35 protein-coding genes and 1 tRNA gene are annotated in these 25,906 nt (G+C 64.0%); 10 read left to right on the top strand and 26 right to left on the bottom strand.

All coding sequences use genetic code 11. The features are described from left to right. Positions 1–111: 111 nt before the first annotated feature. Positions 112–459 (bottom strand): ArsR/SmtB family transcription factor, encoded by a 348-nt coding sequence (locus AC1DVU_RS01110; protein ID WP_476920576.1) that lies wholly within the window; start codon positions 457–459, stop codon positions 112–114. Positions 460–545: 86 nt separating this feature from the next. Between AC1DVU_RS01110 and AC1DVU_RS01105 the strand changes: the two genes are divergently transcribed. Genes AC1DVU_RS01105 through AC1DVU_RS01095 form a run of 3 tightly spaced genes read left to right on the top strand, consistent with a single transcriptional unit; the run spans position 546 to position 3,602 of the window. Beyond that, positions 546–1,880 carry an NAD(P)-binding domain-containing protein gene (locus tag AC1DVU_RS01105; RefSeq protein ID WP_476920575.1) on the top strand — a complete coding sequence of 445 codons (1,335 nt, stop codon included), beginning with the start codon at positions 546–548 and terminating at the stop codon, positions 1,878–1,880. Continuing rightward, complete coding sequence (locus AC1DVU_RS01100; protein ID WP_476920574.1) at positions 1,877–3,118, top strand: MFS transporter; 1,242 nt, start codon at positions 1,877–1,879, stop codon at positions 3,116–3,118. The genes AC1DVU_RS01105 and AC1DVU_RS01100 overlap by 4 nt, the downstream gene beginning before the upstream one ends. Before the next feature lie 46 nt (positions 3,119–3,164). Then, positions 3,165–3,602 (top strand): ester cyclase, encoded by a 438-nt coding sequence (locus AC1DVU_RS01095; RefSeq protein WP_476920573.1) that lies wholly within the window; start codon positions 3,165–3,167, stop codon positions 3,600–3,602. A gap of 3 nt (positions 3,603–3,605) precedes the next feature. Here the strand turns inward: AC1DVU_RS01095 and AC1DVU_RS01090 are convergent. Continuing rightward, a tRNA-Lys gene (locus AC1DVU_RS01090) sits at positions 3,606–3,678 on the bottom strand. A gap of 216 nt (positions 3,679–3,894) precedes the next feature. On the opposite strand from AC1DVU_RS01090, the gene AC1DVU_RS01085 reads away from it, so the two are divergent. The 4 genes from AC1DVU_RS01085 to AC1DVU_RS01070 all read left to right on the top strand — a co-directional run bounded on the left by AC1DVU_RS01085 (position 3,895) and on the right by AC1DVU_RS01070 (position 5,729). After that, positions 3,895–4,872 carry a tyrosine-type recombinase/integrase gene (locus AC1DVU_RS01085; RefSeq protein ID WP_476920572.1) on the top strand — a complete coding sequence of 326 codons (978 nt, stop codon included), beginning with the start codon at positions 3,895–3,897 and terminating at the stop codon, positions 4,870–4,872. Positions 4,873–4,996: 124 nt separating this feature from the next. Continuing rightward, on the top strand, positions 4,997–5,212 hold the full coding sequence (locus AC1DVU_RS01080) for a hypothetical protein (protein ID WP_476920571.1): 216 nt from the start codon (positions 4,997–4,999) through the stop codon (positions 5,210–5,212). Beyond that, entirely contained in the window at positions 5,209–5,538 is a 330-nt protein-coding gene (locus AC1DVU_RS01075) for a DUF6221 family protein (RefSeq protein ID WP_476920570.1), read from the top strand. The genes AC1DVU_RS01080 and AC1DVU_RS01075 overlap by 4 nt, the downstream gene beginning before the upstream one ends. Further along, complete coding sequence (locus AC1DVU_RS01070) at positions 5,535–5,729, top strand: hypothetical protein (RefSeq protein WP_476920569.1); 195 nt, start codon at positions 5,535–5,537, stop codon at positions 5,727–5,729. Before AC1DVU_RS01075 ends, AC1DVU_RS01070 begins: the two co-directional genes overlap by 4 nt. A 231-nt stretch (positions 5,730–5,960) precedes the next feature. On the opposite strand, the gene AC1DVU_RS01065 is transcribed toward AC1DVU_RS01070, so the two are convergent. The 12 genes from AC1DVU_RS01065 to AC1DVU_RS01010 all read right to left on the bottom strand — a co-directional run bounded on the left by AC1DVU_RS01065 (position 5,961) and on the right by AC1DVU_RS01010 (position 14,031). After that, a complete protein-coding gene (locus AC1DVU_RS01065; protein ID WP_476920568.1) occupies positions 5,961–6,089 on the bottom strand; it encodes a hypothetical protein in 129 nt (42 codons plus the stop codon). 218 nt (positions 6,090–6,307) lie between these two features. Further along, positions 6,308–6,472 carry a hypothetical protein gene (locus tag AC1DVU_RS01060; RefSeq protein ID WP_476920567.1) on the bottom strand — a complete coding sequence of 55 codons (165 nt, stop codon included), beginning with the start codon at positions 6,470–6,472 and terminating at the stop codon, positions 6,308–6,310. A gap of 38 nt (positions 6,473–6,510) precedes the next feature. Continuing rightward, positions 6,511–7,989: a peptidoglycan recognition protein family protein gene (locus tag AC1DVU_RS01055; protein WP_476920566.1), complete on the bottom strand. Its 1,479-nt coding sequence runs from the start codon at positions 7,987–7,989 to the stop codon at positions 6,511–6,513. Between the two features lie 62 nt (positions 7,990–8,051). Continuing rightward, on the bottom strand, positions 8,052–8,321 hold the full coding sequence (locus tag AC1DVU_RS01050) for a hypothetical protein (protein ID WP_476920565.1): 270 nt from the start codon (positions 8,319–8,321) through the stop codon (positions 8,052–8,054). Next, on the bottom strand, positions 8,318–8,770 hold the full coding sequence (locus AC1DVU_RS01045) for a hypothetical protein (protein ID WP_476920564.1): 453 nt from the start codon (positions 8,768–8,770) through the stop codon (positions 8,318–8,320). The genes AC1DVU_RS01050 and AC1DVU_RS01045 overlap by 4 nt, the downstream gene beginning before the upstream one ends. Next, entirely contained in the window at positions 8,770–9,582 is an 813-nt protein-coding gene (locus AC1DVU_RS01040; RefSeq protein ID WP_476920563.1) for a hypothetical protein, read from the bottom strand. Before AC1DVU_RS01040 ends, AC1DVU_RS01045 begins: the two co-directional genes overlap by 1 nt. Continuing rightward, the gene (locus AC1DVU_RS01035) at positions 9,579–10,274 is read right to left on the bottom strand and encodes a hypothetical protein (protein WP_476920562.1); all 696 of its coding nucleotides are present in this window, start codon (positions 10,272–10,274) and stop codon (positions 9,579–9,581) included. The genes AC1DVU_RS01040 and AC1DVU_RS01035 overlap by 4 nt, the downstream gene beginning before the upstream one ends. 71 nt (positions 10,275–10,345) lie before the next feature. Continuing rightward, positions 10,346–10,651: a hypothetical protein gene (locus tag AC1DVU_RS01030; protein WP_476920561.1), complete on the bottom strand. Its 306-nt coding sequence runs from the start codon at positions 10,649–10,651 to the stop codon at positions 10,346–10,348. Position 10,652: 1 nt separating this feature from the next. Beyond that, entirely contained in the window at positions 10,653–12,503 is a 1,851-nt protein-coding gene (locus AC1DVU_RS01025) for a hypothetical protein (protein WP_476920560.1), read from the bottom strand. A gap of 54 nt (positions 12,504–12,557) precedes the next feature. Then, complete coding sequence (locus AC1DVU_RS01020) at positions 12,558–12,956, bottom strand: phage tail fiber protein (protein WP_476920559.1); 399 nt, start codon at positions 12,954–12,956, stop codon at positions 12,558–12,560. Positions 12,957–13,090: 134 nt separating this feature from the next. After that, a complete protein-coding gene (locus AC1DVU_RS01015) occupies positions 13,091–13,423 on the bottom strand; it encodes a hypothetical protein (RefSeq protein WP_476920558.1) in 333 nt (110 codons plus the stop codon). 134 nt (positions 13,424–13,557) lie between these two features. Further along, positions 13,558–14,031, bottom strand: coding sequence for a hypothetical protein (locus AC1DVU_RS01010; protein ID WP_476920557.1), 474 nt, complete (start codon positions 14,029–14,031; stop codon positions 13,558–13,560). A 108-nt stretch (positions 14,032–14,139) separates the two neighbouring features. Between AC1DVU_RS01010 and AC1DVU_RS01005 the strand changes: the two genes are divergently transcribed. Both AC1DVU_RS01005 and AC1DVU_RS01000 read left to right on the top strand, forming a co-directional pair. Next, complete coding sequence (locus tag AC1DVU_RS01005) at positions 14,140–14,361, top strand: hypothetical protein (RefSeq protein ID WP_476920556.1); 222 nt, start codon at positions 14,140–14,142, stop codon at positions 14,359–14,361. Positions 14,362–14,407: 46 nt separating this feature from the next. Continuing rightward, positions 14,408–14,674: a hypothetical protein gene (locus tag AC1DVU_RS01000; protein ID WP_476920555.1), complete on the top strand. Its 267-nt coding sequence runs from the start codon at positions 14,408–14,410 to the stop codon at positions 14,672–14,674. Position 14,675: 1 nt separating this feature from the next. Here the strand turns inward: AC1DVU_RS01000 and AC1DVU_RS00995 are convergent, their stop codons facing one another. From AC1DVU_RS00995 to AC1DVU_RS00985, 3 genes are all read right to left on the bottom strand, one after another. Next, positions 14,676–16,259: a hypothetical protein gene (locus tag AC1DVU_RS00995; protein WP_476920554.1), complete on the bottom strand. Its 1,584-nt coding sequence runs from the start codon at positions 16,257–16,259 to the stop codon at positions 14,676–14,678. 14 nt (positions 16,260–16,273) lie between these two features. Then, a complete protein-coding gene (locus AC1DVU_RS00990) occupies positions 16,274–17,485 on the bottom strand; it encodes a hypothetical protein (protein ID WP_476920553.1) in 1,212 nt (403 codons plus the stop codon). A gap of 158 nt (positions 17,486–17,643) precedes the next feature. After that, on the bottom strand, positions 17,644–20,271 hold the full coding sequence (locus tag AC1DVU_RS00985; RefSeq protein WP_476920552.1) for a phage tail tape measure protein: 2,628 nt from the start codon (positions 20,269–20,271) through the stop codon (positions 17,644–17,646). A 42-nt stretch (positions 20,272–20,313) separates the two neighbouring features. On the opposite strand from AC1DVU_RS00985, the gene AC1DVU_RS00980 reads away from it, so the two are divergent. Continuing rightward, positions 20,314–20,652, top strand: a complete 339-nt coding sequence (locus AC1DVU_RS00980) for a hypothetical protein (RefSeq protein ID WP_476920551.1) — start codon at positions 20,314–20,316, stop codon at positions 20,650–20,652. Positions 20,653–21,043: 391 nt separating this feature from the next. On the opposite strand, the gene AC1DVU_RS00975 is transcribed toward AC1DVU_RS00980, so the two are convergent. The 9 genes from AC1DVU_RS00975 to AC1DVU_RS00935 all read right to left on the bottom strand — a co-directional run bounded on the left by AC1DVU_RS00975 (position 21,044) and on the right by AC1DVU_RS00935 (position 25,904). Then, positions 21,044–21,631, bottom strand: coding sequence for a hypothetical protein (locus AC1DVU_RS00975; protein ID WP_476920550.1), 588 nt, complete (start codon positions 21,629–21,631; stop codon positions 21,044–21,046). Between the two features lie 73 nt (positions 21,632–21,704). Further along, positions 21,705–22,241 carry a phage tail tube protein gene (locus AC1DVU_RS00970; RefSeq protein ID WP_476920549.1) on the bottom strand — a complete coding sequence of 179 codons (537 nt, stop codon included), beginning with the start codon at positions 22,239–22,241 and terminating at the stop codon, positions 21,705–21,707. A gap of 2 nt (positions 22,242–22,243) precedes the next feature. Then, complete coding sequence (locus tag AC1DVU_RS00965; RefSeq protein ID WP_476920548.1) at positions 22,244–22,456, bottom strand: hypothetical protein; 213 nt, start codon at positions 22,454–22,456, stop codon at positions 22,244–22,246. A 12-nt stretch (positions 22,457–22,468) separates the two neighbouring features. Further along, positions 22,469–22,837, bottom strand: a complete 369-nt coding sequence (locus AC1DVU_RS00960) for a hypothetical protein (protein WP_476920547.1) — start codon at positions 22,835–22,837, stop codon at positions 22,469–22,471. 32 nt (positions 22,838–22,869) lie between these two features. Continuing rightward, complete coding sequence (locus tag AC1DVU_RS00955; protein ID WP_476920546.1) at positions 22,870–23,238, bottom strand: hypothetical protein; 369 nt, start codon at positions 23,236–23,238, stop codon at positions 22,870–22,872. After that, positions 23,235–23,648, bottom strand: coding sequence for a DUF6093 family protein (locus tag AC1DVU_RS00950; protein ID WP_476920545.1), 414 nt, complete (start codon positions 23,646–23,648; stop codon positions 23,235–23,237). Before AC1DVU_RS00950 ends, AC1DVU_RS00955 begins: the two co-directional genes overlap by 4 nt. Next, positions 23,645–24,112 (bottom strand): hypothetical protein, encoded by a 468-nt coding sequence (locus AC1DVU_RS00945; RefSeq protein WP_476920544.1) that lies wholly within the window; start codon positions 24,110–24,112, stop codon positions 23,645–23,647. The genes AC1DVU_RS00950 and AC1DVU_RS00945 overlap by 4 nt, the downstream gene beginning before the upstream one ends. A gap of 35 nt (positions 24,113–24,147) precedes the next feature. After that, positions 24,148–25,371 carry a phage major capsid protein gene (locus tag AC1DVU_RS00940; RefSeq protein WP_476920543.1) on the bottom strand — a complete coding sequence of 408 codons (1,224 nt, stop codon included), beginning with the start codon at positions 25,369–25,371 and terminating at the stop codon, positions 24,148–24,150. Positions 25,372–25,385: 14 nt separating this feature from the next. Next, complete coding sequence (locus AC1DVU_RS00935) at positions 25,386–25,904, bottom strand: hypothetical protein (protein ID WP_476920542.1); 519 nt, start codon at positions 25,902–25,904, stop codon at positions 25,386–25,388. Positions 25,905–25,906: the final 2 nt, after the last annotated feature.

Here is a 25,906-nt window from a genome sequence, read left to right as displayed (position 1 = left end):
CGACTCTAGTCGAACAGATGTTCGATCGTCAAGAGGAATCTACTGGAATTGCAAACAAAATTGAGTGTCCGACCCTTCTGCAAGGATGGACTCACGAGCCCTGCGACGCGGCTAGACCTTGAGCGTGTCGGCCAGCATCGGCAGGGCGCCTGGCACCAGCGCGTAGTACGACCACGTCCCCCGCTTCGTGCGGGTCAGCAGCCCGGCGTCCACCAGGATCTTGAGGTGGTGCGACACCGTCGGCTGGGACAGGTCGAGTGGTTCGTTGAGGTCACACACGCACGCCTCGCCACCCTCGTGCGCCGCGACCAATGACAGCAGTCGCAGGCGGGTTGGATCACCGATCGCCTTGAACCGGGCGGCCAGGGCAGTCGCTTCATCCGCGCTCATGGCTCCGCCGGTGATGGGGGAGCAGCACGCGGTGGCGGCGGACTCGAGCACGGTGAGCTGGGTGGTCATGGAGTCAGCATACCCCTTCATTGACATCTATCGATGAAAGGGTATCGTCGCATTCATCGAAACTTTTGAATGAATCAGGAGACATCATGCAGAACCCCGAGCTCCCCGTCGTCGTGATCGGCGCCGGACCGGCCGGACTCGCCGCCGCCGCCCAGCTGCGCAGCCGCGAGCTGCCGTTCCTCGTACTCGAGGCAGGCGACGTCGCCGGCGCTGCGGTGCGCGAGTGGTCGCACGTACGACTGTTCTCCCCGTGGTCCGAGCTCGTCGACCCGGCTGCCGCAGAGCTGCTCGAAAGCAAGGGCTGGAAGAGCCCCAGGCACGACAGCTATCCCACCGGCGGCACGTGGGCCGACGACTACCTGCAGCCCCTCGCCGACGCCCTCGGCGACACCGTGCGGTTCGGCACGAAGGTCGTCGGAGTCGCGAAGCGCGGACGCGATCGCCTGGTCGACTCGGGTCGCGAGGACGAGGTCTTCACGGTGCATGTCGAGACGGGAGCCGGCGAGGAGCTGATCGCCGCCCGCGCCGTCCTCGACGCCTCCGGCACGTGGACCGGGCCGAACCCGCTCGGCGGCGATGGCCTCCCCGCCCTCGGCGAACGCGCGGCGGCGGACCGCATCACGTACCGGATCCCGGACTTCAACGACCCCGCCACGCACGCGAGGTATGCCGGTCGGCACGTGGTCGTAGCGGGCACCGGTGCCTCCGCCAAGGGCGCGCTGATCGCGCTGGCGGCGCTCGCGGAGAACGACCCGTCGACCCGCGTCTCGTGGCTGGTCCGAAGGGCGAGCGTCGGGGCGGCTTTCGAGGGCAGTGAGGATGACGAGCTCGTCGAGCGCGGGGCACTGGGTCGTCGCGCCAAGGAGGCGGTGGCATCGGGCCCAGTCCGTACGCTCAACAGCTTCCGCACGACCTCGATCGAGCGCGAGACCGACGGCACCCTGACGCTGACGTCGATTGACGGCCAGGTCGTCGACAAGGTCGACGAGGTCATCGCGCTGACGGGATTCCGCCCTGACCTGTCGATGCTCTCGGAGATCCGGCTCGACCTCGACCCGGTGCTCGCCGCGCCCCGCCAGCTCGCCCCGCTGATCGACCCCAACGTGCACTCCTGCGGCACCGTCTATCCCCATGGCGCCAAGGAGCTCGCCCAGCCCGAGGCCGGGTTCTATCTCGTCGGCATGAAGTCCTACGGCCGGGCAACGTCGTTCCTGACGCTCACCGGCTTCGAGCAGACCCGCTCGGTGGTGGCCGAGATCGCCGGCGACCACGAGTCGGCCGCTCGCGTCGAGCTGACCCTGCCCGAGACCGGAGTCTGCGGTGGTTCGGGCCTGTTCGACGACGAAGCCGCTGGTGGCGGATGCTGCGGCGCACCTGCGGCGCCCGAGCTCATCACGCTCGGAAGCCGCCCTTCCTCGTGACGGAGACCAGCCGGCCCGGGACCCTCGACGGTCCCGGACTGCGCCGTGTCGTCTGGGTCCTGTCGACCACGGTCATCACGAGCTATGGCGCGCTCTATTACACGTTCGCCGTGCTGTCGTCCGCGATCGTCGACGACACGGGATGGAGCGCAGTCGAGCTCACCGCAGCATTCTCGGCCAGCCAGGTCGTCTCCGGCATCATCGGGGTCGTGCTCGGCCGGAGGCTGGACCGGTACGGCCCTCGGGTCATCATGACGGCGGGTTCGGTGGTGTCGGTCCTCGGCCTGTTCGCGATCGCGGCCGCCCAGTCGTACGTCTGGTTCTTCGCCGCATGGATCATCACCGGCGTCGGCATGGCCGGCGTTCTCTATCCCGCCGCGTTCGCCGCACTGACGCACTGGGGTGGGGGCCGGCGGGTTGCCGCGCTCACAACTCTCACACTCGTCGCCGGCCTCGCCAGCACGATCTTCGCGCCGCTTGCCGCCGGGCTCGAGGCAGCCACGGACTGGCGTACGACCTACGTCGTCATGGCTCTGATCCTCGGAGCCGTGACGATCCCGCTGCACTGGCGCGGTCTCGATCTGCCGTGGGTGGGATCCAGCTCAGCGGAGGAGGACCCGGCGTCGGGCGGCGCGGCACGGACGCGACCGTTCCTCGTCCTGATGCTGACCTCGGCGGCGGCCGCCTTCGTCGTGTACGCCGCCGTCGTCAACCTCGTACCGCTCCTTGTCGAGCGCGGCTTCAGCTCGACCGAGGCGGCCATCGGCTTGGGCATCGGTGGTCTCGGCCAGGTCGCCGGTCGCCTCGGGTATGCCCGTCTCGCCGCCGCCACGAGCCCGGTCTCAAGGGCATCCGTCGTGATCGCGTCGGTCGGCGTCACGACAGCGATGCTCGCGGTCGCGCCGACAGAGGTCTGGGTCCTGTTCACCGTGTCGGCCCTGGTCGGAGTGTCCCGCGGCCTCTACACGCTCATCCAGGCGACGGCGGTCAGCGACCGGTGGGGGACCTCCCAGTACGGGCACCTGAGCTCGATCCTCTCGGCGCCCATCCTGCTCGCGGCCGCCGTCGCGCCATTCGCGGGCGCGGTCCTGGCGACCGCGACCGGCAGCCAGCGCGACGCGTTTCTCATCCTCGCCGCGATCGCGCTCGTGGCAGCGGTCGGCGTGCTGGGGACCCATGTCGGGGACCGACGGGCGGACCGAGGCGGTGATGCCGTCCGCTCCGGTGGTCAAAGCTGATCGAAGTCGCATAGTGGAATCAGGAGGAATCCACCAGGAGGTCAGCATGAATGCGAACACCGAGACCGAGCGGAACAAGGCCGTCATCCAAAGGTTCGTCGAGGAGGTCCAGAACCAGAAGAACTGGGAGGTCTACGACGAGCTCAACGATCCCGAGTTCGTCAACCACAGCGGCCCTCCGGGGATGACCGACAAGGAGGGAAGCAAGGAGTACCTCGGCGCTTTCCTCAACGGCTTCCCGGACTGCACCTTCACTGTCGACGACATGATCGCCGAGGGGGACCAGGTGGTGACCAAGAAGACGTTCCGCGGAACCCATACGGCCGATTTCGCCGGCATCCCGCCGACCGGCAAGCCCGTGACGCTCCAGTTCGTCGACATCATGCGCGTACGTGACGGCCGGATCACCGAGCACTGGCTGTCGATGGACCAGCTGAGCTTCATGCAGCAGCTGGGAGTCATTCCGGCCGCACCGACGGGATGAGAGTGGGCCCCGTGGGACTCGAACCCACAACCCGCGGATTAAAAGTCCGCTGCTCTGCCAATTGAGCTAGAGGCCCGTAGCCTGAATGCCCTGAAATGCCGGGGATTCTGCTACGGTGGAGTATGGCTACATATCACTGGCTAGGCTGTCATGTTGGCTACACTCTGAGTCCAGTCTAGTGCCGACCCGGAGACAGCCCGGAGAGGGCAGCATCTATCAGCGCGAATCGGACGGGCGATGGATCGGTGTCGTTGATCTCGGGTGGGTCAACGGCAAGCGGGTACGCAAGACCGTGAGTGCCAAGACGCTCAAGGATCTGCGCCCCAAGTACAAGGCGCTACAAAAGCAAGTCGAGTCCGGGGTGACTCCCGATGACGGCACGGTCGAGCAGTGGATGAACCACTGGCTGGACAACATCGCGGCCAAGAAGCTGAGGCCGAGCACCCTCACGACCTACCGCCGCTACGTCGACAAGTGGGTGATACCGAGCATCGGCAAGAAGCGGCTGGACAAACTCCGGGCCGAGCACCTGGAGGCCCTGTACGCCGACATGGAGGACGCGGGTCGCTCCGATGCAACACAGCGCCAAGTCCACGCGATCATGCACCGGGCGCTGTCGATCGCGGAGAAGCGCGACAAGGTGATGTTCAACGCCGCCCAGAAAGTCGAGGAGCCGCCGTCCATCGGGCAGGGATCGCACGGCAAGTTCACGCTGCCCGAAGCCAAGCTCATCTTGCGGTCGATCGGCAGCGACCCGATGCGGTCCCGCTGGTCGTGCGCGCTACTAGAGGGCCTGCGTCAAGGCGAGGCGTTGGGCCTGACGTGGGAGCGGGTGAGCTTTGACGAGGGCCTGATCATCATCGAGCAGGCGATCCAGCAGGTTCCCGGCAAGGGGTTGCAGGTCGTCGGGTTGAAGTCGAACGCGGCCCACCGCGCTATCCCGATGCTCGAGCCCGTCCGTGCGCTCCTGTGGGAGGAGCGACGCGACACCGGATACGTGTGGGGCGGCGACAAACCGATCGGACCTCGCGCCGACTGGCAGGCATGGAAAGACATGCTCGCCGAAGTCGGCGTCCCTCACCGGCCGCTGCACGCTGCGCGCGCTACCTGTGGCTCGCTACTGGAGGATGCCGGCGTATCCCCCACGCTGATTGCCGAGATCCTAGGACACGCTCAGGTGTCGACTACTCAGCGCCACTACCTACATGGCGACGAGTTGCGGCGCCGTTCTGCCATGGACGCATTGACCGAGCTCGTGTATGACGACTAGCCCCCACCCCACCCGCCACCCCTCGCGACTGCGGACAAACGTGGGTGGCAGCGCGTAGGATGAACGAAAGTGCCCCCACCGCCGGCAAGGGCGATGAGGGCCAGCCGACTGTTAGGAGTCGACCATGGTTCATTCTATAGACAACACCGAGGCTGATCGTTTCGCCCAGATCGTGTTCGAGCGAATTGAGGCCGACCCGCATCAAGCTCTCGCCGGGTCGATGACTTGGACGGTCGTCGGTGAACACGCGGTGATCCGCTGGGACGGTATCGCGACGATGCCTGCGGATGAGTTCCTGGCGATGTTCAACGCTGCGCAGATCAGGGCAACTCCCGCATGACCACCGAAACCCTCACGATCACCGCGTTCGTCTTGGAGCGCCTTGACGAGTGGGAACGCGAGGCGAACAAGGCGGGATCGTTCACGCCATGGGACCGTGACTTCGAACGCGACAACTACGGCCAGTTGCTCGTGCAGCCGGGGATCATCCTCGCCACGTGCAAGGCGCACCGGGCGATCGTGGAGGGATGTCGCGTCCCCCTCGACGTTCACCTTTGGGAGTACCAAGACGATCAGGATGCGCAGGAGTTGGCGCTACTCACCCTCCGCGCCCTCGCATCCATCTGGGCCGACCACGACTCTTACGACGCGAGGTGGGCGCTGTGAGTGACGAGAATGCGGAGCCGATGGTCACACTGCGGATGCCTCTCTCGAACTGGCGTGGCATCGTCAACGGGATTGAGAAGTGGGTTGGCGACAGTGCGGCCAGCGACGAGATGGAGATACTTCGGGACATCGAACTGATCAACGGCGACGCCAGCGCTATTTGGTGGTTGAACGGCTACTACGACGATTGATCCACCAACGCACAGAACCGCCCCGCCTAGACCGAAGTCCAGACGGGGCGGTTCTTCTCTGTGTGCGACGATCCTACGCCAACCGTGCACCCATCGCAGTGAGCGCGTGTGAGAGTCGTGGTCGCACGTAGTCGACGCCGATACCAACGAGGGCGCATGTGACGAGGTAGAACGCTTTGCCGAGGTCGGCGGGCAAGTGGGCCAGCGACTCGAACGGTGGGTGGTGGCTGGTCATACTGTCCACCGGCCGATGAAGTACGCGGAGGTGCCGAGGCCGACGAGGAACACGACAGCGGCGACGGCAACGAGGACGACAGCGCCTACACCAACGGCGTATGCGCGCGCCTGCTCGAGCCTCATCTTCCGCAGCTTCGTGGATCAACGTCGCAACGCACCGAGTCACAGTGGTCGCACATGCCGCGATGGTGGTGCGGGTTGTCGTCATAGCCCCATCTGACCGGTGCGAGACAGTGGCAGACGGCATTCCCGCCGCCCCACGGATCGACACCCACGTCGTCGAACTCGGGGCCGAGGGTGGCTAGGAACCCGTCAACATCGAAGGGCGAGCACATGACGGGCTACTCGCTGACGTTCAGGTCGGCGAGACCAAGAGCGGCATTGGCGACCAGGAGGAACGCGGCCGACTGCTCACCATTGATGACGCCGTACAGGACGACGACAGCGAGGCCAGCGTTGACGAGACGGTAGATGTAGCGGCGGGTAGTGGGGGACGGATTGCTCATGCGTTTCTCCTAATATCGGCGGATGTGAAGTGGTGGGCTTACTTGAGTCGGCGCAACAGTCGGTGCGCCCAGTGGTCTCCGGTCAGCGCGCCGTACAACTGCTCGGCCTCGAGGACGTCGGCGTCGCGCTGCGTGATGTCAACATCGATGCGCCGGCCGAGTGTCAGGCCACCGGTCAGCCACGTGCGCCACCCGTTCGTCGAGTGATACTGCAGGTCGATCTTCTTCGCGGCCTTGTAGATGGCTTCGGTCCAGCCCCACAGCCGCGCGAGTGATGCCGCGGCCTTGGTGTTGGAGTCTCCGGTGACGAGGATGTTGGCGCGGGGGATGCCGTGCTTGTCTGCCATGTCGCGGGCGTGGTTCATCACGTCGCGCAACTGGACAGCCTGGTAGGTACTCCCTTCGTTCTCGTTGTGGAAGTTAACGTCTACCGCCCGATGTCCTTCCTTCTCCCACGCGATCACGAGGTGTTCCTTCGTGTCTTTCAACAGCATGTGCTCAACGTTCAGAAGTCGCGCCTCGATGATCCTGATGCCAGCACCCTTGAGGTAGTACGACTCTCGGCCCTTGCCACCCTGTGGCACGCGCGCATACTTCGGCATGCGCTTGTCGAGCTCGGGCCACATGTCGATCGCGCATTCCTGGAAGTGGAACCACAGCGGCGACTTGGTGTTGAAGTAGGCCGGGATGCTGGTCTGTGCGCGCTTGACCCGGTTGGCCATGCCGTGGACCTTGTCGTAGCCCGCGAGGTTGGCGCTGATTGTCTCGACCAGAACGCCATCGTCAGGGACAGGCGTCGGCTTCGGATCGGACGTAGGTACAGGATCTTGTACAGGATTCTGTACAGAATCTGGCGCGGGGGTGGTACTGCTGGTGGTACCAGCCTTCACGCGCGCCCGAACGTCAGCTCGGAACTTGCCCATGTCCAGGTTCGGGTCTGCATAGCCGCGCTGGTCTGAGCATTCGCCGTGACCGACAGACTCGCCACCGTCCCAGCCATAGAAGCGGGCAATGGCGGCGTTGATGCGAACCGATGCCTCACGTTGTGCTGCGGTCATGGACGATGCGGCGATGTTCTCGATGCCGTAGAAGTGGGTGTTGCCGTCGACGTCGTGTCCGCGCCATGCACCCGTCCAACCGGTCAGCGGGAAGTCGGCTGCAACGGCGTGTGCGAGCGACTTGGAGCCGATCGTCCCAGCGTGGTTGCAGCGGCCGACAGAGTTGACGTACACGGTGCCATTGGGTGCGACGACGAACTGTGCCTTGCATGGCGTGTTCGGGTCGCCGTTGATGATGCTGGCGATGTACTGCTCAACGGTGCGTGTGCCGAGGTTGCCTGCCGTGATGTGGGTCATCGTCCCGTTGATCGGACCCCATGCGCGAACCTTCGTCCCACCGGCTGCATGCGAACCGGTGTGGCATCGGCAACGATCACGTGACCCGGCGTACTGGACGACGGTGCAGCCTTCCGCCTTGAGTGCCTTGACGATCTGGTCATACGTCATCGGTGCGGCCATGGTGACCTCCTGAAGGGTCGACGAGATGCCCGCACGTTGGCGGGTTGTTGTGTTTGTGGGGGTTACTGGCCGGTGACGGAGCCGCGGACGGTGCCAGCCGAGACCTGCACGTACATGCCACCGGGGAACTGCAACGGCGGATCGAACGTGATGTGCTTGTCCTCAGCGAGGTTCAGCCGGATGTCGCAGTAGAGCGTGCCGGACGAGTTGGTGTCCTTCAGCTGGACGCGTGCAACCGCGGACGTGCCGGCGTTCTCGGTCACGTCGATGCGGTGACAGGTCTTGATCCTGCGCGCGGCGTCGAGGTTGCCGGTGAAGGGGATCGTCATCATTTCAGGACCGCCTCAAGGGAGATTTGGAAACCAGGAGTCGAACCGCCCGTGAATGTCATGTCGAAGTACAGCCGGGACCAGTAGCCGCCCGCCTGACGCTTCGGGATCACGAGACTGTTGGCTCCGGTGTTGTCGACGGGGCCGATGGTCTCTGTGGCGACTTCACCGAACGCGCCATCGGGCAGCATCCCGCGATGTTCGACCGGGTTGAGCGACAGCCACAGTGGGTCTTGTGTGGAAGCGAACCGGACATCCTCGGTCTGGTTGCGGGTGTGCATGGCCGCGATCTGGGGATAGACCCGCAACGATGCGGTGGTCGGCGTGCCAGTGACACCCTCGACGGTCAGCAGCCAGTCGATCTCGTTGGCCCAACGTGCGGGGATGCGGAACGACGCGAACGATGCCGTGAATGCCTGACCTCGGTAGAAGCCCATCTTGTGCATGACCATCAGACGTTCCTTCCGGTCAGGCGAATCCGTGACACGTAGGCGTCTGCTGCGGTCCTCGAGCCCGTGGTCAGCCCGCGCAGGTCGATCGACACGTTGAGACCATTCGCGAACCGGGTCAGCGTGGACGACTGGCCCTGTAGTGCCGAGATGGTCGTGTCGTTGGCGCCGGAGTCACGCAGCGTCCCGTACTTGCTGTCGTTGAACCGGGCACCCTTGTAGGCGTTGGCAACGGGGTCGATCTCCAACGCCATCAATACGACGTTGCGCTTGTTCTCGTTCGGTGGCCACGCGGACCAGTCGAAGGTGCTGATGGTCGGCTCGGTGTCAGCAGCGCCAAGTACTGTGCCGGATGCGCCACCATGGCCGGGAAGGATCGTGTACGACGGCACAGAATCGGTGCCAGTCTTTACGTCGAAGCGGTCCGTGGCGTCGACTGCGCCCGTGGTCTTCGTGAACACCCGACGCAGCGAGTAGTAGTTGCGTGCGCCCGCGTTGTCTGCCTGGTCGACGCCGATCTCGATGGACCGGATGTTGTTGTCGCCGTACCACTGCGCCAGTGACACCCACGCTTCGACGGTGATCCGGTTGAAGCGTTGGTAATGGGTCAGGCGCTTGATGGCTGTGGCGATCTGGCCGTTGGTGTTATCCAGCCCGATCCACATGCCGTTGCGGTCCCACCCAATCGGCGGGTTGTACGTGCCGGAGTAGAGCTGCTCGAACCCGTGAAGGTTTGGGCTGGCTAGGAAGTCGTAGTCGTACAGAACCGTGCTGTCCGGATATTTGGCTCCGAGCGCGGCGGTGAGGCTGGTCATGATGCAACTCCCGTGATGATGTCGATGAGGTCGCCCGTCACGGCGTCGGTCTTGATCCAGACGTATTTCGCGCCCGGGTCATAGGCGGGGAGTGTTGGGCCGGCGTAGAGCGCGCCGACACGCGCCTCAATGGCGTCGGGCAATGTCGCGATGGGCTGCAAGAGCGCGTCGGCATCTTCGCGGGCCTCAATCTCGTCGGCGAGGTCAGCCAGCGAGGGGACCGTGATTGCACCGACGTCACCATTGACCGACGTCACTCGACCGGTCGGCGTGACAACAGGTACAACGACTGTGCCGTCTTCGATCAGGTCGAAGTCGAGCGTCGACTGACCGACAACGGGTTGGATGTACTTGACCTTGGTGTACGTCTTGCGTGCGCTGTCTCGTGCGGTGACCTTGATCCGGTACGTCCAGTCGGTGACCGCATCACCGGAGCCGTCAATGAATCCCGGCTGGTCGACGTGCGGCAGTTGAAGCGTGACCGTGCCACCCGGACTTGACTCGACCTTCTCAGGGAAGGACGCGAGGGCTTGACCGGTTGCGGTCCACACGATCGAGCGGACATTCCCCGCGGAACCCTTGCCATCAAGGACGGGCTGCCACTCGACCTTCTCGATGTAGCCGTCACCCGCGAAGTCACTCAGGGGGCCAACACTGACAGCGCATGTGGTGATTCCTACGGGCAAGGCCATGTCGGCTCCTGGGTTTGCGAAGTTCGGGAGCGCGGCGGCTTGCGGCGTCCCGTGTGTTGCGAGTTGGGGGGTTACGTCAGGCTGATGGTCGGCCCGTCACGGACGACAACTTCGGGGCTGTCGGTCACGCGGACGATGGGATTCTTCGAGGGCGTGTCGCGGATGACTGCAACTGCGCCCGTGCTGTCGGCGTTCGGGCCAGCGACGAGCCATGCCGCCCAGTCCTGTCCGTCCCATTCGACGATCTGGGAGTCGTGCCAGGTGCCGCCGTTGTCGAACGATGCCTGCCACTCGTCGAGTTCGATGGGTGTTCCGTCGCTGGTTTCGGTGGCGATCTGGAGCCGGTAGAACTCGCGTGCCTCTTTGTGCAACTCCATGTCAAGTCCTCTCGGCAATGGTGACGGTGCGTGTTCCCTCGACGGCCGCCGTGTCGCGCGCGCCTTCGGTGATCGGGATGTTGCGCGTGGTCTGGGTGATCGGGACGTTGCGTGAGGCTTCGGCGGTGGTGACGACTCGTGCGCCCTCGATGACGGCGAGGATCTGGACGTCTCGGGGTGCGCTAGGATCGAAGACTGAACCGGACGCGGCGATGGTCGCCGTGGTCGCTAGCGTTGAGTCGGCCCGCGTGCCGACCGTTCCCGTTGCCGCGAGCGTGGCGACAAGGGGTGTGTCCGCGTTGGCGTTGCTGTTGACCGAACCCGTGGCGGCGAATGTGGTGGCGACAGGGTTTGTGGCGTTCGCGTAGGTGCCGACGATGGCCGAAGCGGTGATCGTGGCGACTGGTGCGAGCTGTGCCACTCCTGCGCCAGAGATGGTGCCGGATGCGTCGATGGCGGCCGTGGTCGGAAGGTCGGAGCTCGTCGCCGTTCCTCGCGAGCCGGTGGCCGTTATTGGCGAGGCGAATGCAATGGTGATGTCGCCGCTGCGTCCGACCGTGGCGGTTGCTGTGGTCGTGGCGGTTGTGGCTAGTGCCGAGTCGCCACTCCGGGCAACCGTCGCGCTTGCCGAGATTGTGGCGGTCGTCGCGAGGTTGGAGTCTGCGTTGCGGTTCAGTGACGCGGTGGCCGTGATGGCTGCGGTGGTCGCCAACACAGAGTCGGCGGACACGCCCCTCGCACCGGTAGTGGACACACTCGCGGTCGGGGCGAGTGCTGCGTCTGCACTGACGCCGGGGCTTTCGGCGACGCCCGCTGCGGTGATCGTTGCCGTGGTGACAAGTGGCGAGTCCCCGACCTTGCCGACCGTACCTGTTGAGGCGAGAGCGGCAGTCGCGGCGAGCGTGGAACCGGTAGAGCGACCCACCACTCCGGTCGCGGAGACTGTAGCCGTGACGGGCTGGCTGGTGTTGCCCACGGTGCCGACGATGCCGGTCGCGGCGATGGCTGCTGCTGCGACGAGCGCGCTGGTGCCAACGAAGCCCTTGGCGCCCGAAGCCGCGAGGGTCGCGGTTACCGGTTGGGAGGTGTCGCCACTACGCTGGTTGGCACCTGCGCCAGAGGGGTTCGCGGTGACCGGGAGGGATGCGTCACCGAACCTGCCCACCGTGCCGGTCGCGGTCAGGGTGGCCGTTGCCGGAACAGAGGCGTCCCCGTTGGGCGGGACCACTTCGTAGAACGCAATCGACGCGCCTACGAAGTCGTCGGCGGTGGAGGCGGTCCACCCAGAGGCCAGTGTGGCGCTGGACGACGCGACGGTTTGCCGCGCGGTCCCAACCCCCTGGTTGCCAAGATCTGGGTTGTTTATCAGGGTCCAGCCGGATGCCGGGGTCGAGGTGATCGCATTCAGGCCGGTGTGGATGATCTCGTAGGCTTCAAGTTTTACGCCGGTCGGCAGGCTGGTGATGTTCCACGACGGGTTAGCGACCGACGTTGAAGTTCCAGTCCCGGTGCCCGCCACCGCGATCGACCTCGCCGGATCGCCTGACATGGACGCCACGAACATCTGAAGAGCCGGCGTACCGGTCGCCGTCATTACGACGTTGCCCGAGCCTGTGGGCGGGCCGAGCAGGTAGTAGATGTAGACCGCGCCGGATTCGGTGGATTCGGTCTGGAACAGCGCCCGGGTCATTGCGACCCCGAGGTATGTGACGCCAGTGACCGCGTCGGTGGTCGAGGCGTTCTGCTCGATCATGACGACGGCGGCCTTGGTCGAAGCGGTGCCGACGAATCCAACCGTGCCCGAACCGGCGAACCCGTTGCCGTTGTTGGCGCTTTCGTGAGCGATCGTCACAGTCACCACCGCCTAACTATTTAGTCGGCGATGGGACCGCCTCAACGACGTGGATCAGGCGGCGAGCGGCGTAAGCGAGACTCCCAAAGTGTTCAGCGTGAACGTGTTCGCAGACACCCAAGCCTGCGATGCGGTCAGAGCGGCCGAATACAGGAAGTTGCCCGCCGAGATGTCGTCCCACACGCTGATATGCGTGATCGTTTCCGACGTGCCACCATTCGTCCAAACCGGAGCGGTGCCGTTCAGCGCGATTGCGCCACCCGACGCCGCGGCCTGAGTGACAGCAACACGAGTCGTCGAACCGGCTGCGGCGTTCGATGCACCAGCCGAACCAGGATCGCCCGTGTGCAGCTTCACAAACGTGCCGGCAACAACGGTGCGAGTCGTGCCGGACGCGCGGATGCAGTTCAACCAAGCGTTGGCCGTGTTGACGGTCGAAATCCCTGCGGTCATGACTGTTCTCCTTCATCGGGGGCGGTGCCTTGCGAGACGGTCCCCGAGGCGGTGATCGTCAGTTGAAATAGGTCGGTGGGTTGCTCGTCGGTTTCGGGCATGGCGCATTCCTTCGCTCGGTCTGGTGGGCTGGTTTAACTGGCGGTGCTGATGCGCTGGAAGATCTCGATGAGCACCATCGCTGCGCCGATGAACCAGCCGAGATACTGGATCGGCTTCCACGACTTGTCGGCCTTGTCGGCTTCGGCCTTCGCGGCCTTCTCCACCTTTTCCTGCGCTTCACTGAGGGCCAGGGCGGTCGCGGTGACGGTCTTCTTGTCGGCGACTGCGCCCTCCTCGAGCGATTGGATGCGCGAGCCGTGATTGTCGAGCTTCTCGTCATTCCTGCCGAGATGGTCGGTGTGCTCTCTGACATCCCCGCGAAGGTCGTCGACTCTGTCGAATATCCGGTCGATCTTTCCTTCCATGCGGGCTGCCTGTACGGCGGGAGATTCGACGATGGGCGGTGGCAAGTCGGTCACAGATCCTCCGGGAGTTTGGGGTATGCGAAAGCCGCGCCAACTCCGGAGAGTGTGCGCGGCTTTCGGGGCCGTGGATTAGGTCAGGCGGTCGGAATCTCGGACGTGACTTCAAGCCACACGTTCGACGTGGTGCCGAAGATGCTGGAGTTCGCGCACACTTCCTTGCCAGCCCGGTACAGGAAGATCGTCACCGAACCGAGACCGCCACTGCCGCCAGCCTGCACGCCGAGTTTCGCCATGAACTCGTCTTCCTCGGCGTCGACCTGCAGCACCTTCTCACCCGGCTGCAAATCCATGTTGACGACGAGACGGCAACCACCGGACAGGTTGATGGACGTGATGCCAATGGACCCATGTGCGCTGTTGGTGTGCAGGTAGACCGACGTACCGAGACGGATCACAGCCGTGCGCTCGATGATGCCGGACTGTGACGCGATGACCGGCTCAGACTCGGGAGTGTTCACGGCGATCGTGGCTGCGATGCTCGCGCCGATGATGGCAATGGTAGCCACCAGAACGGTGATGAAGCGGCCGATTTCTTTGAATCCGGTCATGCGTGCGGGTCTCCTAAGTCTTGGTGCAAGTCACCGTAGCGCATTCCGCTACAGAAGTGAAGCGATAGGCGCTACAGAAGTGCAGCGAGTAGCGCTACAGTGGACACTATGACCGTGACGCAACGCGGAGAACTATCCGCCGAAGACCTCGACCGCCTCCTGCAAGCCAAAGCCGCAGACCAGGAGGCCGAAGCCATGCGCACCCGCTACCGGAGCGTGTGCGTCGAGATGATGGGTAAGTCGTCGGTGCGAAACGTAGCCCACCTGACAGGCCTCTCAACCAACACCCTTCAACGCTGGAAACGCGAAGTCGGAGAGGTAGACAAATGAACAGTACCGATATTGACAGCGTGTCGTGGCGGAATGGGGATACGGTGTGAGCGCGTTTCAGATGACCGAGGATGTGTGCGCGATGCTGCGGCGCTACGAGCGTGACCGGGATGGCTACGAGGCTGACTACGCGGCCGAGATCCTAGCCGTTCAACGGAAACACCTCGCGCGGGAGGTCGCCGCCGAGACGCTGTTCGAAGCGGCCGACCTCCTCGCACCAGGGAGCGGAATCGGCATGGGGATGCAGCCAACCCGCGCCGAGATCGCGCATTGGCTGCGTGAACGCGCCCGCGTCATTAACGAGTCCGACTAGTTCACTTGCGACGGATGCGCGCACGAGCCAGATCGGCAATCGCGCGCTCCTCCGTGGGCGTGTACGAGTCGAGCTCCAGAACGGCAGAGTTGCTGTCATTGTCGAAACTGGCGCTGACAATCCGAAACACCGTCGCACCATCCGAAGCCGTAGCGGTCAAGGTGCTCGGTGTCGGCTGCACGCCACGTACGCGAATCAACTCACCCGCGCGAATGTGCTGCGGGCCAACCATGCGACCCGTCGTCCAATCCCTAATCGGTCCAGCAATCGTGATCGTGCCGGCGTTCGGTGCCACGGCATGAGCGGCAAGGAATGCGGTACCGACAGCCGTAGCCGCCGACGTTGACCAAATCTCCGAACCAAGCGGGATCGTCGCACAACGAGTGATGCCCTCAGCGTCGAGAACCGGAACCGTTGAAGTGACCGTGCTGTTGACGTCACGGCCTAGGGGAGTCTTGCCCGTGACGATGACCTTGTTGTAAAGCTCGGTCGTCGGCGTCGGCGCAGTGAACCCGTCATCCGTGGAAGCCTCGTAGCGGACGGTTGTCGGGAGCGCCACATAGTTGAACGGCCAGCGCCCATCCGTGCCCTGCTCCCAAACCTGCCACACAAACCCCGGCTCAATCGCAGCAACATCATCAGCAAGTTGCATGCCGTGGATGCCGTCGATATACGCCATCTGGTAAATGAACTGGGCACTCGTACCGATGCTCCCGGTCGCAGCGTTCAACCGCGGGCAGTAACGCACAACCCAATCAGTCAAAACCTCTTGCGGCAGAACATAGTTGTACCGAGTGTCATAACCCGTCGTCGTCAGCGAACCATCAGCGCCATACAACTGGGCACGCATCGCAAAGTCACGAACCGTCGCCCAATAGTCCTCATCCGTGACCGACGACAACGACGTGATCCGCTTGAACAAAAACAACACGTCATACCGGTCAGTGAAATCGCCATTGACGGTCTTGATCCTGAACGGGCTGATCGTCGTCGACCACGAATCGTCCTGAACCACATCAACAGTCACCCGGTCAAAACTCAGTACGCACGCGATGGTTCGCCAGTTCGAGTTGGTGATCCCGGCCTTGTCCTTGAACGCGATCCCACCAAGGCGCTGATTGCACAGGGTCGGAAGTCGCGTCGTCATCTCAACGGACGACAGGGCCGCAACCTGGATGCCCTCCTGCGTCACGTCACAGACAATGGTCGGCTCGTCATCGGACTGCACCGGGTAGTTCCCGACCGTCGCATCCATGCGCTTCGTGCTGCGGTAGTTCCGGTAGAACGTGTCAAGGTTCGTGTCGATCGCGAACCACGGCGACGTCACATCCTGCATCGACGCCAAACCCTCACCAAGACACGTAACCTGCCACGTGCCGTCATCATTGCGGCCCTGCTCGAGCAGCCGGCCGCCACCAGTCTGCTCGGCAGTCATCGGGTCATACGTGAACACGTCCGTGAACGTGTCGAACAACGACTGATCGAGTTTGCGCTTCACGTTGAACGTGACCGACGCGTAGCCACCAAACTGAATGTTCTTCGTCTGGATGTTGGAGACCTGATCGGTGATGATCGTGTCACCCATCCGAAGCTGAAGACTCACGTGGTCGCCGGACGGTCATAGAGGTACGCCGGGTAGTACGACCAGTTGACCGTGAACGTGACAGTCTTCGCATCCTTGGGGCTGAAGACGTGCAGCACATTCGCGGCACCCGGCACAACGTTCGGGAAGCCGCCAACAGCGATGACGCCAAGAGGGTTGCGGACTGTGCCGGTCTTCAAAGACGCTTCGGTCGTGTAGCCGTCCACCCACAGGTCATACGTCGACATCGGCAGCGCGGTGCCGTCAACGGTTTGGATCAGCGCAATCGCAGAGTCGCGCGAGTTGACCAAACCGGCCGGGACCATGATCCATGCGTCCTCGATGACCGTTCCCGCGCTCGTGGTCGCCGGGGTGACAATCGTGGCAGGAACCGTTGACGTCTGAGTCGCCGTCTCCGTGGTAGGCCACTGGTGATCCTTCGCCGCAGTCTTCGGAACCGCAACCACGCCATAGTCGCGCCAGAACATCGTTGCGTCAGTCGACGTGTGAGTCGCCAGAGCCGTGATACCCGTGCTGCCCTTGGTCGAAGCTGTCCAACCGACAGGCACGGACTCGCGGCGGAACAGTCGATAGTTGCCAATCGGCCCGCTGGCTGCCGACGTTGCCGACGCCAACAGATCCTCGACCGCGCCAGGGTTGACCTTCACGCCCTTGCCAGCCGTGCCACCGATGTACGTCGAAACCGTGTCAGTGCTGTGCGTCCAACCTGACGCAGCGCCACCGAGAGTCGCCGTGTAATCGCCAAAGTACGGCGTCGGGGGAGCGGTCGGATGCGAGCACGAAGCCACGACCATGGACGAAGGGGTTGCTGCCGAGCTGATCTTCAGGCGCAACGGCGTGAGGACGTCACCCGTGATCGTGGGCATCGTGTACGACATGCGGTTGGTGCCGGTTGAGGTGTCGTTCGTGATCGTCGCGCTGCCGGTGACCTCGATGCCGTATGCGCAAGGGTCCGCAACAATAGTCAGAGTTACGAGACGCTCGGGGGTGTTGTCGAGAAATACGTCATCAATGTCGATGTCGCCGTACTTCGTGCGGTAGAAGACGGGGGCCGTCTTGGCTTGGCTCTGCCACTTCAGCCACTGCGGACCATCGAGCATGCGCCCAAGGGCCTGGATGGTCGTGGCCTGCGCATCGGCTGAAGTACCCAGCTTGAACTTCAACACAATCGTGATGCGGCGGTCCTGGTACGACTTCTGCGACACCACGTCGCCGTTTTGCGCCGACGAACCGAACGAGGAGACCCGGCGCTGTGGGGGCGAGGTCGAAGTACCTTCGACCACCGAGAGCGGCAACTGGTCATCCAGGTTCAGCAGAATCGTCGGGCTCGTGGTTGGCGCGTCCACGAATGCGTAAGTTGGCACAGTTAGGCTCCGTTAATCTTGAGTCGCTGATTGCCGACCGTGCCGGTGAGGCCGAACTCGAGGCCGGGCAGGACTTCCCGCAGCACATCCCTGAGATCCGCCTTGCTGATACTTGGGCGGCCGGGTGTCTGCGAGGTGGAACTTCCGCGCTGCGTGCCGCCACCCGCGAAGCCCTGAGCGCGGCCAAAGAGGTCGTTGAAGTTCCCGCCCGAGTTCGCCCACCGCAGCCACGCATCGTTCGCCTTGGACTGCTTCTCGTTGATGATCCACTCACCAGAACGAACCATCAGCGGACGACCCGTGTTTGCGCCGCGCGCCCACACGTTGTCGACCGTCGGGTCGGCCGGGGCAGATCCCGGCACCACGCCACCGCCCGCATAGCCGGTCGGCAGCCGCATGCCCGTGTACGGCTGCAACATCTCGGAAAGGCTGTGCTGGCTCGGCGCATCCTTCGATGCGTCGTAGAACTCTCGGATCGTTCGGCGAATCGTCGTAATCGTGATCGTCTTGTCCTGCAAGCGGTCGCGCGCACGCTGCACGGTGCCGATCGGGCCGGACGCATTGTCGATAGCCTTAAGGATCGTCTTGACCTGCTTCGGCGTCAGGTTGTACTTCTTCCGCAGGCTTTCGATCTCGGCCGTCGTCGGCGCGTAGTTTAGGTTCTTGAGCTCAACCTGGACACCCTTCGGCAGGCCTCGCAAAGCCTCGCTCCACGTTGCCGTCGCCCGCGCAGCCGTCAGCGCCTCCGCCCGCCCCTTCGCGATCTTCGGGGTGACGAGACCCAGCGCCTGAGACAGCGCGTTGACCGCGTCGACCTGACCGCCGTTGGCGAGGCTGATCATCGGAACGTCCTTGCCCGCGATCAGTAGTTTCTGGTACTTGTCGAGCTGGATGTTCACTCGCCGAGTAGCGTCCTCGTTCCCGAGAGTGAAGCCAACCAGGTCGCGGTTGGCGATGCCGAGTGCCGATGCCGCCTTGAGCGCGTTGGTCTTGGTGAGATCGTCGAACGCCTGCGCGCGGGTGGCCTTTGTGATTGAGGCGCTCAGCCCGTCAAACGTGGCCGCGTACTCCTTGACCGATGCGCGGCCACTGTCGAACTTCTTCGACGTGTTGCCCGATGCTGTTGCGATGCCCGTCAGGGCGCCGATGGCCGCACCAATCGGACCACCGATCGCGAACCCGGTCGCGGCGTATCCCAGCGTCTGCGTGAGGTCACCGAGACTGTCATCGCTCTTGCGCGCCTTGTCCGACAACGCAATGAGGCCGATGCCGGCGACCAGCGCGCCACCGCGCATCAACATTTGCTTCTTGTTGACGTCGGCCATCGTCTCGCCGAGCAGCGTGAGGTTGTTCCGGAAGTTCGCGTATCCGGTGATCGCTCGCGAGAGAACGAAGACGCCGCCTCCAAGCGCTGCCGTGAGAGCCAGGGCCTTGACGATCGTGTCCTTTAGCGGGGCGGGCAAGTCGCCGAACGCGTCCGCCATGCCTGAGATGTGTTCCGTCATTTCGGCGATCACGGGCAGGATCGCGTCGCCTACCTGGATCATGTCGTCCTTGATGCGGTTCGCGGCCACCCTTACGCGCGAGGCGGTCGTGGCGTAGCGCTTGTCCGCTTCCTTCGTGAGGGCGGTGTTTTCCTGCCACGCCTTCGAACCGAGCTCCAATGAGTCCGTCAAAAGATCGCCCGACGAGGCCATGCCGATGAGCGCCTGAGAAACGCGGATGTCACTGAGACCGACCGCCTTCAGCTGGCCGTATAGGTCGCCGCCGGCCTTCTGGGTCTTCTCAAGACCCTTGATGAATGTGACCAGGCCGCCGGCTGCGTCCTCCTTGAACGCTTTGGCGAACTGCGACGCGCTGACGCCCGAGATCTTCGCGAACGCCTCAAGGCGCTTGCCGCCAGACGTTGCCGCCTGAGACATGGTCGCGAAGACGCGGGAGACCGCCGTGCCGCCCGCCTCTACGTCGATGCCCATCGAGGCGACCGCGTTGGAGATCGCAAGGACGTCCGACTCGCTGGCGCCGACCACCTTCGCCGCACCTGCGATGCGCTGCGACATTTGGATGATGTCTCGCTCGGTCGATGCGCCATTGTTGCCGAGCGCGACCAGGGCCGCGCCGAGGTTGTCGATCTCGCTTGGAGCGGTGCCCATGACGTTGGCCATTTGAGCGATCGATGTCGCAGCCTCGTCGGCCGACAGGTTCGTCGACTGACCAAGGTCGATCATCGTCTTCGTGAACGCCGCTATATCCTGACGCTTCACGCCGAGCTGACCAGCAGCCTCAGCGACGGCGGCAATCTCAGCGTGCGTCGTCGGCAGGGTCTTCGCTAGTCCGCGGAGCTCACTCTCGAGCGCCGCCATCTGGGCCGTGCTGCCGCTGGTCGTCTTTGTGACGCCCGCCCAGGCGGTCTCCCAATCCATCGCAGCCTTAGCCGACAGACCAAGACCAGCCGCAGCGGCCAAACCGACCTTGCCGAACGACGTGCCCAGGTCGTTGATCGCCTGACGCTTCGCCGCCGACTTGCGAACTTCCTTGTCGAAATTCGCCACGGACTGCTGTGCTGAACGGACGCCGTTCAACAGCCCCGAGACGTCGGCGCGGATGCGGACCATCAGGTCACTAGACACGTGGCAGCCTCCCGTGACGTCGATGTGGTGTTGAATGACCCCATGAGGGCGCTGAAGCTATCCGCGGGGGTCGGCGCGACGCTGGTAGTTCTCGTTGTCGCCGTGTGGGTTGGCGGCCTGTTCGGCTACGGCGCTGGTCCGACCGGAGATGGTGCCGCTAAGGCTTGCCACACGGATGTTGAGACGATGCTGAAAAGCCCTCGCTCTGCCGAGTACTCAGACGAGACGTCTGAGAAGGTCGGCGACAATAGGTGGTACGTGAGGGGCAGTGTCGACGCCGAGAACACCTATGGCGCGAGCCTTCGCAGCAGTTACGAGTGCACGGCCGAGTCGGGCGACGGAGGCCACTGGACGACGACCGGCGTACACGTCTCGCCCTAACGAGGGGGCGGGACGGGCACGTACCGGTCGACCCACGTCATGAACCGATTACAGTCGCAACGGTCGTCGGTGTGACCACTGTTCTTGTGATGCGCGGCCCGCACCTGATCAATCGCCTTGCAGTCCAAGCACTCAACGTGCTCATGTTGCACGTCCCGGGCTACGGAGGCGTCCATCGTCTTTGACATGTGGCCGTGGCACGAGGGGCATAGCTGCCGCTCATAGGACTGCATGTCCAACGCGATCTCGCGCTGCTCGTCATCCCACGGCGACTGCCGTGTGACAACGGTTCTCCCAGCCTCATTGCCTTCGACGTCGTAGTGGATGTGAACCTCTTCGGACATCCAACCGTTGAACTCGCGCAGGGTGACACCCCACGCGCGGGCGGCCTCTACCCGGCTGCGTTTCCGTTCAGAATCGACAAGGCCAGATCCAGTTTTGGGGCCTCGCGACCACCTTCATTCAGCGACCAGACGAGCATCGACAGCCGCTCCCACTCGCCCGTCGAGAGCTTCGAGGCGAAGAAGGCCATGACTTCCGCAGAGGGCTCGGGGTCGACCAGGCAAGCCTCGATCGCAGCGGGACCAAATGTGGCCGAATTGAACATGCCCTGGTCGTCAGTGTTGCCATCCCGCGGGGGATGCTGGTCGCGCAACGCAAGCCAGCCGTCGCGCTCAAGCGCTTCGAACTCGAGCTCGTAGAACGCCTCGGGGTTGGCCTCCATGAGGGACGCCATCTTCTGCGCGATGACCTTCGAAGCCAGTTCGTCGCCAGCCAGCCGTCGCTTCGTGTTGACCTTGTCGGGATCTTTCGGTCCCGACGCCGCCTGCTCGATAGCAAGAGCATCGCGCAACTCAAAACCGAGCTGCTCGAACTCGGAGTCCAACTCGGACGAGAAGCAGACCTGTGTGTGTGACCGCCTGCGCCCATTCGTCTTCGCGGCCATGACGGCGGCGAAGTCAACCTTGGCTTTACTCATGATTTCTCCACGGCAGTAGTGGCAGGCCCTCGCGCCCGCCTGCCAACGGGCGCGAGGGTGTTGATGGGTCGGATCAGGTGACGATCGCGACGTTCGGGATGATCGCCGACCGGATCGAGACCGGTTGCATGACCGTGTAGTCGCCGTTCTCGTCCGTGTCGCCCACGATGATGCGCGGGCCAAGCGTGACCGGGATGACGTTCACGAACTGAGCAACGGCCCACGCCGACGTCTTGGCATCCAGGCCGAGGCGCTCGACGAAGTAGCCCGACAGGCCCTCCGTCAGAATCTCGTATGCCTTCTTGCCATCCGAGCCAGCGGCAGCCTGCGGACTGATGACGTACCTCAGATCGCCGAGCTGAACGGTCGTGGTCGTGAAGCGCTCAAACTGCGAACGCTCGCAGAGGCGCCGAGGGCCGGAACCCTTCGACACATCCTGACCTGGCTCCCACGCATCTGCGAGGAGATAGCACGAGATGTCCAGCGACGCAGGCGAGGCTGCATTCAGCTCGGTGGCCAGCTTCGGCGCAGCCGTGTCGGCGATGGTCGCCACCCACTTGACGGCGGTGTTCCCCAGAACTGGGACACCTTCGGGCATCACAACAGGCATGACTAGCCTTCCTTCTTGGAGCCGGTGTCCCCGGCGGTGGTATCCGCTTTCGCGGTGCTCGCTTTCGTTAGCGAGACGTGCGGTTTGGGCGACACGGGGCCACCGGCTCGAAGCTCGGGCTCGCCGACTTCTTCAAGAGAGTCGTTCAAGTTGATGCGGTCGATGACGAACTTCGAGCCGCCGCCCTTCGGCTTGACGACGATGAACTCAGGCATGGTGCCTCCTGGTCAGGTTGCGGGTGAGGAATTGAACTGCCACACGTCGGTCGAGACCCACGCGACAGGTAGCGCGGAGTCGTCCTTGCGTGGCGTCGAAGATGTGGCAGGCGGCAGGAACGGGTCACAGGTGCGGCCGGTCACAGTCAGCCGGTTGCGGATCACGGCTGTGCGGACCTTCTCGGCAACCCACCGCATCTCATCCGGCGTGTCGCCGACGTACATCACGGCGAGGTTGAACTGTGCCTTGGGCATGTCCGCCGAAACCCTGCGCGACTGAGACACGCCTGCGGGTGTTGCCAAGAAGTAGATCGCGTATGGACCGGACGCCGTCGAGGGTGCCGCGCCGTCGTACCAGACCAGATTCGTCGCAGTGCTCAACAGGGTTTCAACGGCTCGAGCGTGAGCGCGGATCACAGCGAGTTCTCCACGGCGCGTTTGATCATGCGCTGAACAGACGCCTCGCGACCCTGAAAAGCGCGCAAGGCATCGAGGTGGGGGGGCTGGTTACGGGAGCCGTCCTCGAACGACATAGCTCCCTGCTTCATCGCCTCGTCGGGCTTGATTGTGTACTCAAGCGCGCCCGTCGAACGACCCTTGATCGCCAGCGGGTACCACTTGCCATGCTCGCCGGCCGTCTGCGTGGCGTTCGCCTTCCAGTCCCGCTCGACCTGACGACCGCCGACACGCACAGCCACCTCGACATTGCGGAATGCGCGACCCGAGATCTTGCCCAGGTCGGCTATGACCGAAGGCGCGTTGGTCGAAACAGAGATGCTCATGCCATCTCCTTGACGTTCAGCCGAGTCGCCGTGGCGTAGGTCTTGTTCATCGGCGCACCGGCGAGAAACTTGCGGCCAACGAGGCGCGGGTCGCTTGGATTCGTCAGGCACTCGATCACGTCGTCCTGATGGACCTGTGCGGTGCTGACGGGCAGGTGAATCTGGAGTTGGTCGATGACCTCGCGACGCCCGGCTACATCGACGTCCGACGTGGCGAGAGTTGTCGACTGAAACTTGGCAGGGGACTCGAACCGTGTTGCGTAAACCGGCTCTTGCTTGCCGCTGCTCTCGTTCTGCGACGTCTGACCAGTCTTGTACGAGACCCGCACAGTTGCCGTCATCAGCGACTCAGCCAGTGCGCGGCCCTCGAACGTGACCTGCTCGACGGCGGACCAGAAGTCAGCGGTCACGGCCAGACGCCAGTCGGATTCAAAGCGTCGAACGTCGTCTGCGGTGTGCCCGACCCGTAGTCCGCCTCGAAGCCGGGGCGAGTCGAGAATGCCGCCCGGTCATCGTTTGGCAACAGCGCCTGCCAGTCCGAATCGGTCAGGTCGAGCGGGTCGCCCGTCTCGCCGGACTCGTTGCGCTCCGTGATCGAAGCATCGTCCACCGAGCGCGTTACCGATGTGATCTTCTTCGGGTTGTTGACGCGGTCGACGACGCGTGCGACCTCGACATCGAGCACATCTTCTTCAGTCGGATCGCCGAGCGCGATCTGATCCTCAAGCACCAAACCGGCACGGCGGAAGCCGCGCTCAATCGAACGCTCGACCCGATCAAGCCACGCCTGCCACTGTGCTAATTCCTCGTCGGTGACGGACGAGAAGGGACGGCCAAGTTCTACAGCAACATCGCTAGGACTTGCGTATGACATGACCGCCCCTCTCGTCTATCGGTGGTTGGTGCGGACTACGAGGCGTCGGTGTACGCCACGAACGCGCCGAGCGCGTCGGACTTCACGAAGCCGTAGTACGCCTCCACGAGCAGGAGAACGAGGTTCTCCTGGAACGCGGAGTGAGTGGTGCCGTTCTCATCGACGTAGGACGCCGAGTCGGACACCTTGATGTTGATGTCCATGCCGACGCCATAGGCGCACTGGGAGAAGTCGCCGCCGATGGCGCGCAGCTTCGTGTCCTGGACCGGCGACTCGGTGATGGTCGCCTGCGAGGCCGCAGCCGTGCCACCCGTGAGCGAACGCTGATCGACGCTCAGCGGGCCAGAGGCGCCGCCAACCACGTTCAGCGTGAACGTGAACGGGCCGGGAGCCGTACCGGTCACGGTCGCAGCGGACAGGCCCGGCAGGAGCCGGACGGCCGTCTGGATCGTGGCAGCGGCCGCGTTGTAGGCCAGTGCCGACGTCGTGTTGCCACCGTAGGTAACGGTGAACGTGCCACCGGTCGGCGTACCGACGAGCGTCACGATCTGAACACGACCGCCCTGACGACGGTAGTCGCCCGAGACGCCGCGGTTGTAGTACGCCGGGTAGCCGATGAGGTTGCCGGAGATGCGGCCGTTGTCGGGCGAGTCGACCCACAGGGGGCGACCGGTCGTGTCCGTGGTGACCTTCAGTGTCGGCTTGAGGCGGGGGTCCGCCGCGAAACCGGTGAAGTCGTAGCCAGCATCGACCACGAGCTTTTCACCGCCGACCAGATCGGCGTACATGCCGCCAGTGGCCTGCGACGCGGTACCGAGCTCGATCGAGCTGACACCACGCTTCAGGTAGTCGGCGAACGGGCCAGCCGCTCCGGTGCGGAGGTCCAGACCGTGGATCGCGGCGTAGTCGAACGCGCGCGCGATGGCGGTCGGGAGATCCTGACGAAGCTGGTCGTAGAGGCCGGCCGCGTTGGTCATGGCGATCTCCTGCGAGACCGGGACCAGCAGGGCGACCTTCTTGCCGACCATCGTCTTGATGCCGACCTGACCGTTACCGACCGGCTTGACGCCACCCTCAGACACCCAGCCAGCAGCGGGGACGTCCATGGAAACGGGGATCGCGGTCTGAGCCGTCAGCGACAGCGGTACACGCCGCGCCAACTTCATGACGGCGGACTCTTCGACGGCCTGGTCGAAGATGGGTCCGGCGATGGTTGCCGGCAGCAGGGTGCTGTTGATTGCGGAGAGTGATGTAGCCATTTGGGGTTCTCCTCCTAGGAGAGTTGGCCCTTGATGAACGACGCGAAGTCGCCCTCAGGGGAGGAACCAGTCGGGGGCTTGCCGCCCTGACTGAGGTCGGGGCGGGGTGCCGTTGATGTCCGTGCCGCTAGTGCGACGGCCTGCTTCTCGACGATCTCCGGGTCGGAGCTGGTCAAGAACAGGTCTGCGTCCGAGGGCTCACCGTTGTCGCCCGGCTTCGTACTGATGCCGTGCTTCGCGGCGACCCGATACCGAAGGGCCTCGATGGTCGCCTTCGTGGCGACTTCCTCGGCATCCTTGGCGGCCTTCTGTGCCCTCTCGAGATCAGACAGGTTCGCTGCGTTGATCTCGTCGAGCTGCTTCTGCAAGGCTGCGGCCGACTTCTCGGCAGCGGCCCGCGCTTCGCGCTCGGCCTTCAGCGCCTTCTCGCCACCTTCGCCGAGTGGCTTGTCTTCCGAATCGCTCGGAGTGACAGGTTCGGCGGGTGTGACGGGCGGTGCGGGGGGAGTGGGTACAGCAGTGGTGTCGGACATGG

The sequence above is a fragment of the Aeromicrobium sp. P2_G6 genome (assembly GCF_056403535.1).
The sequence above is the reverse complement of the archived record's forward strand: the minus strand, read 5'-3'. Positions and strand labels throughout refer to the sequence as shown.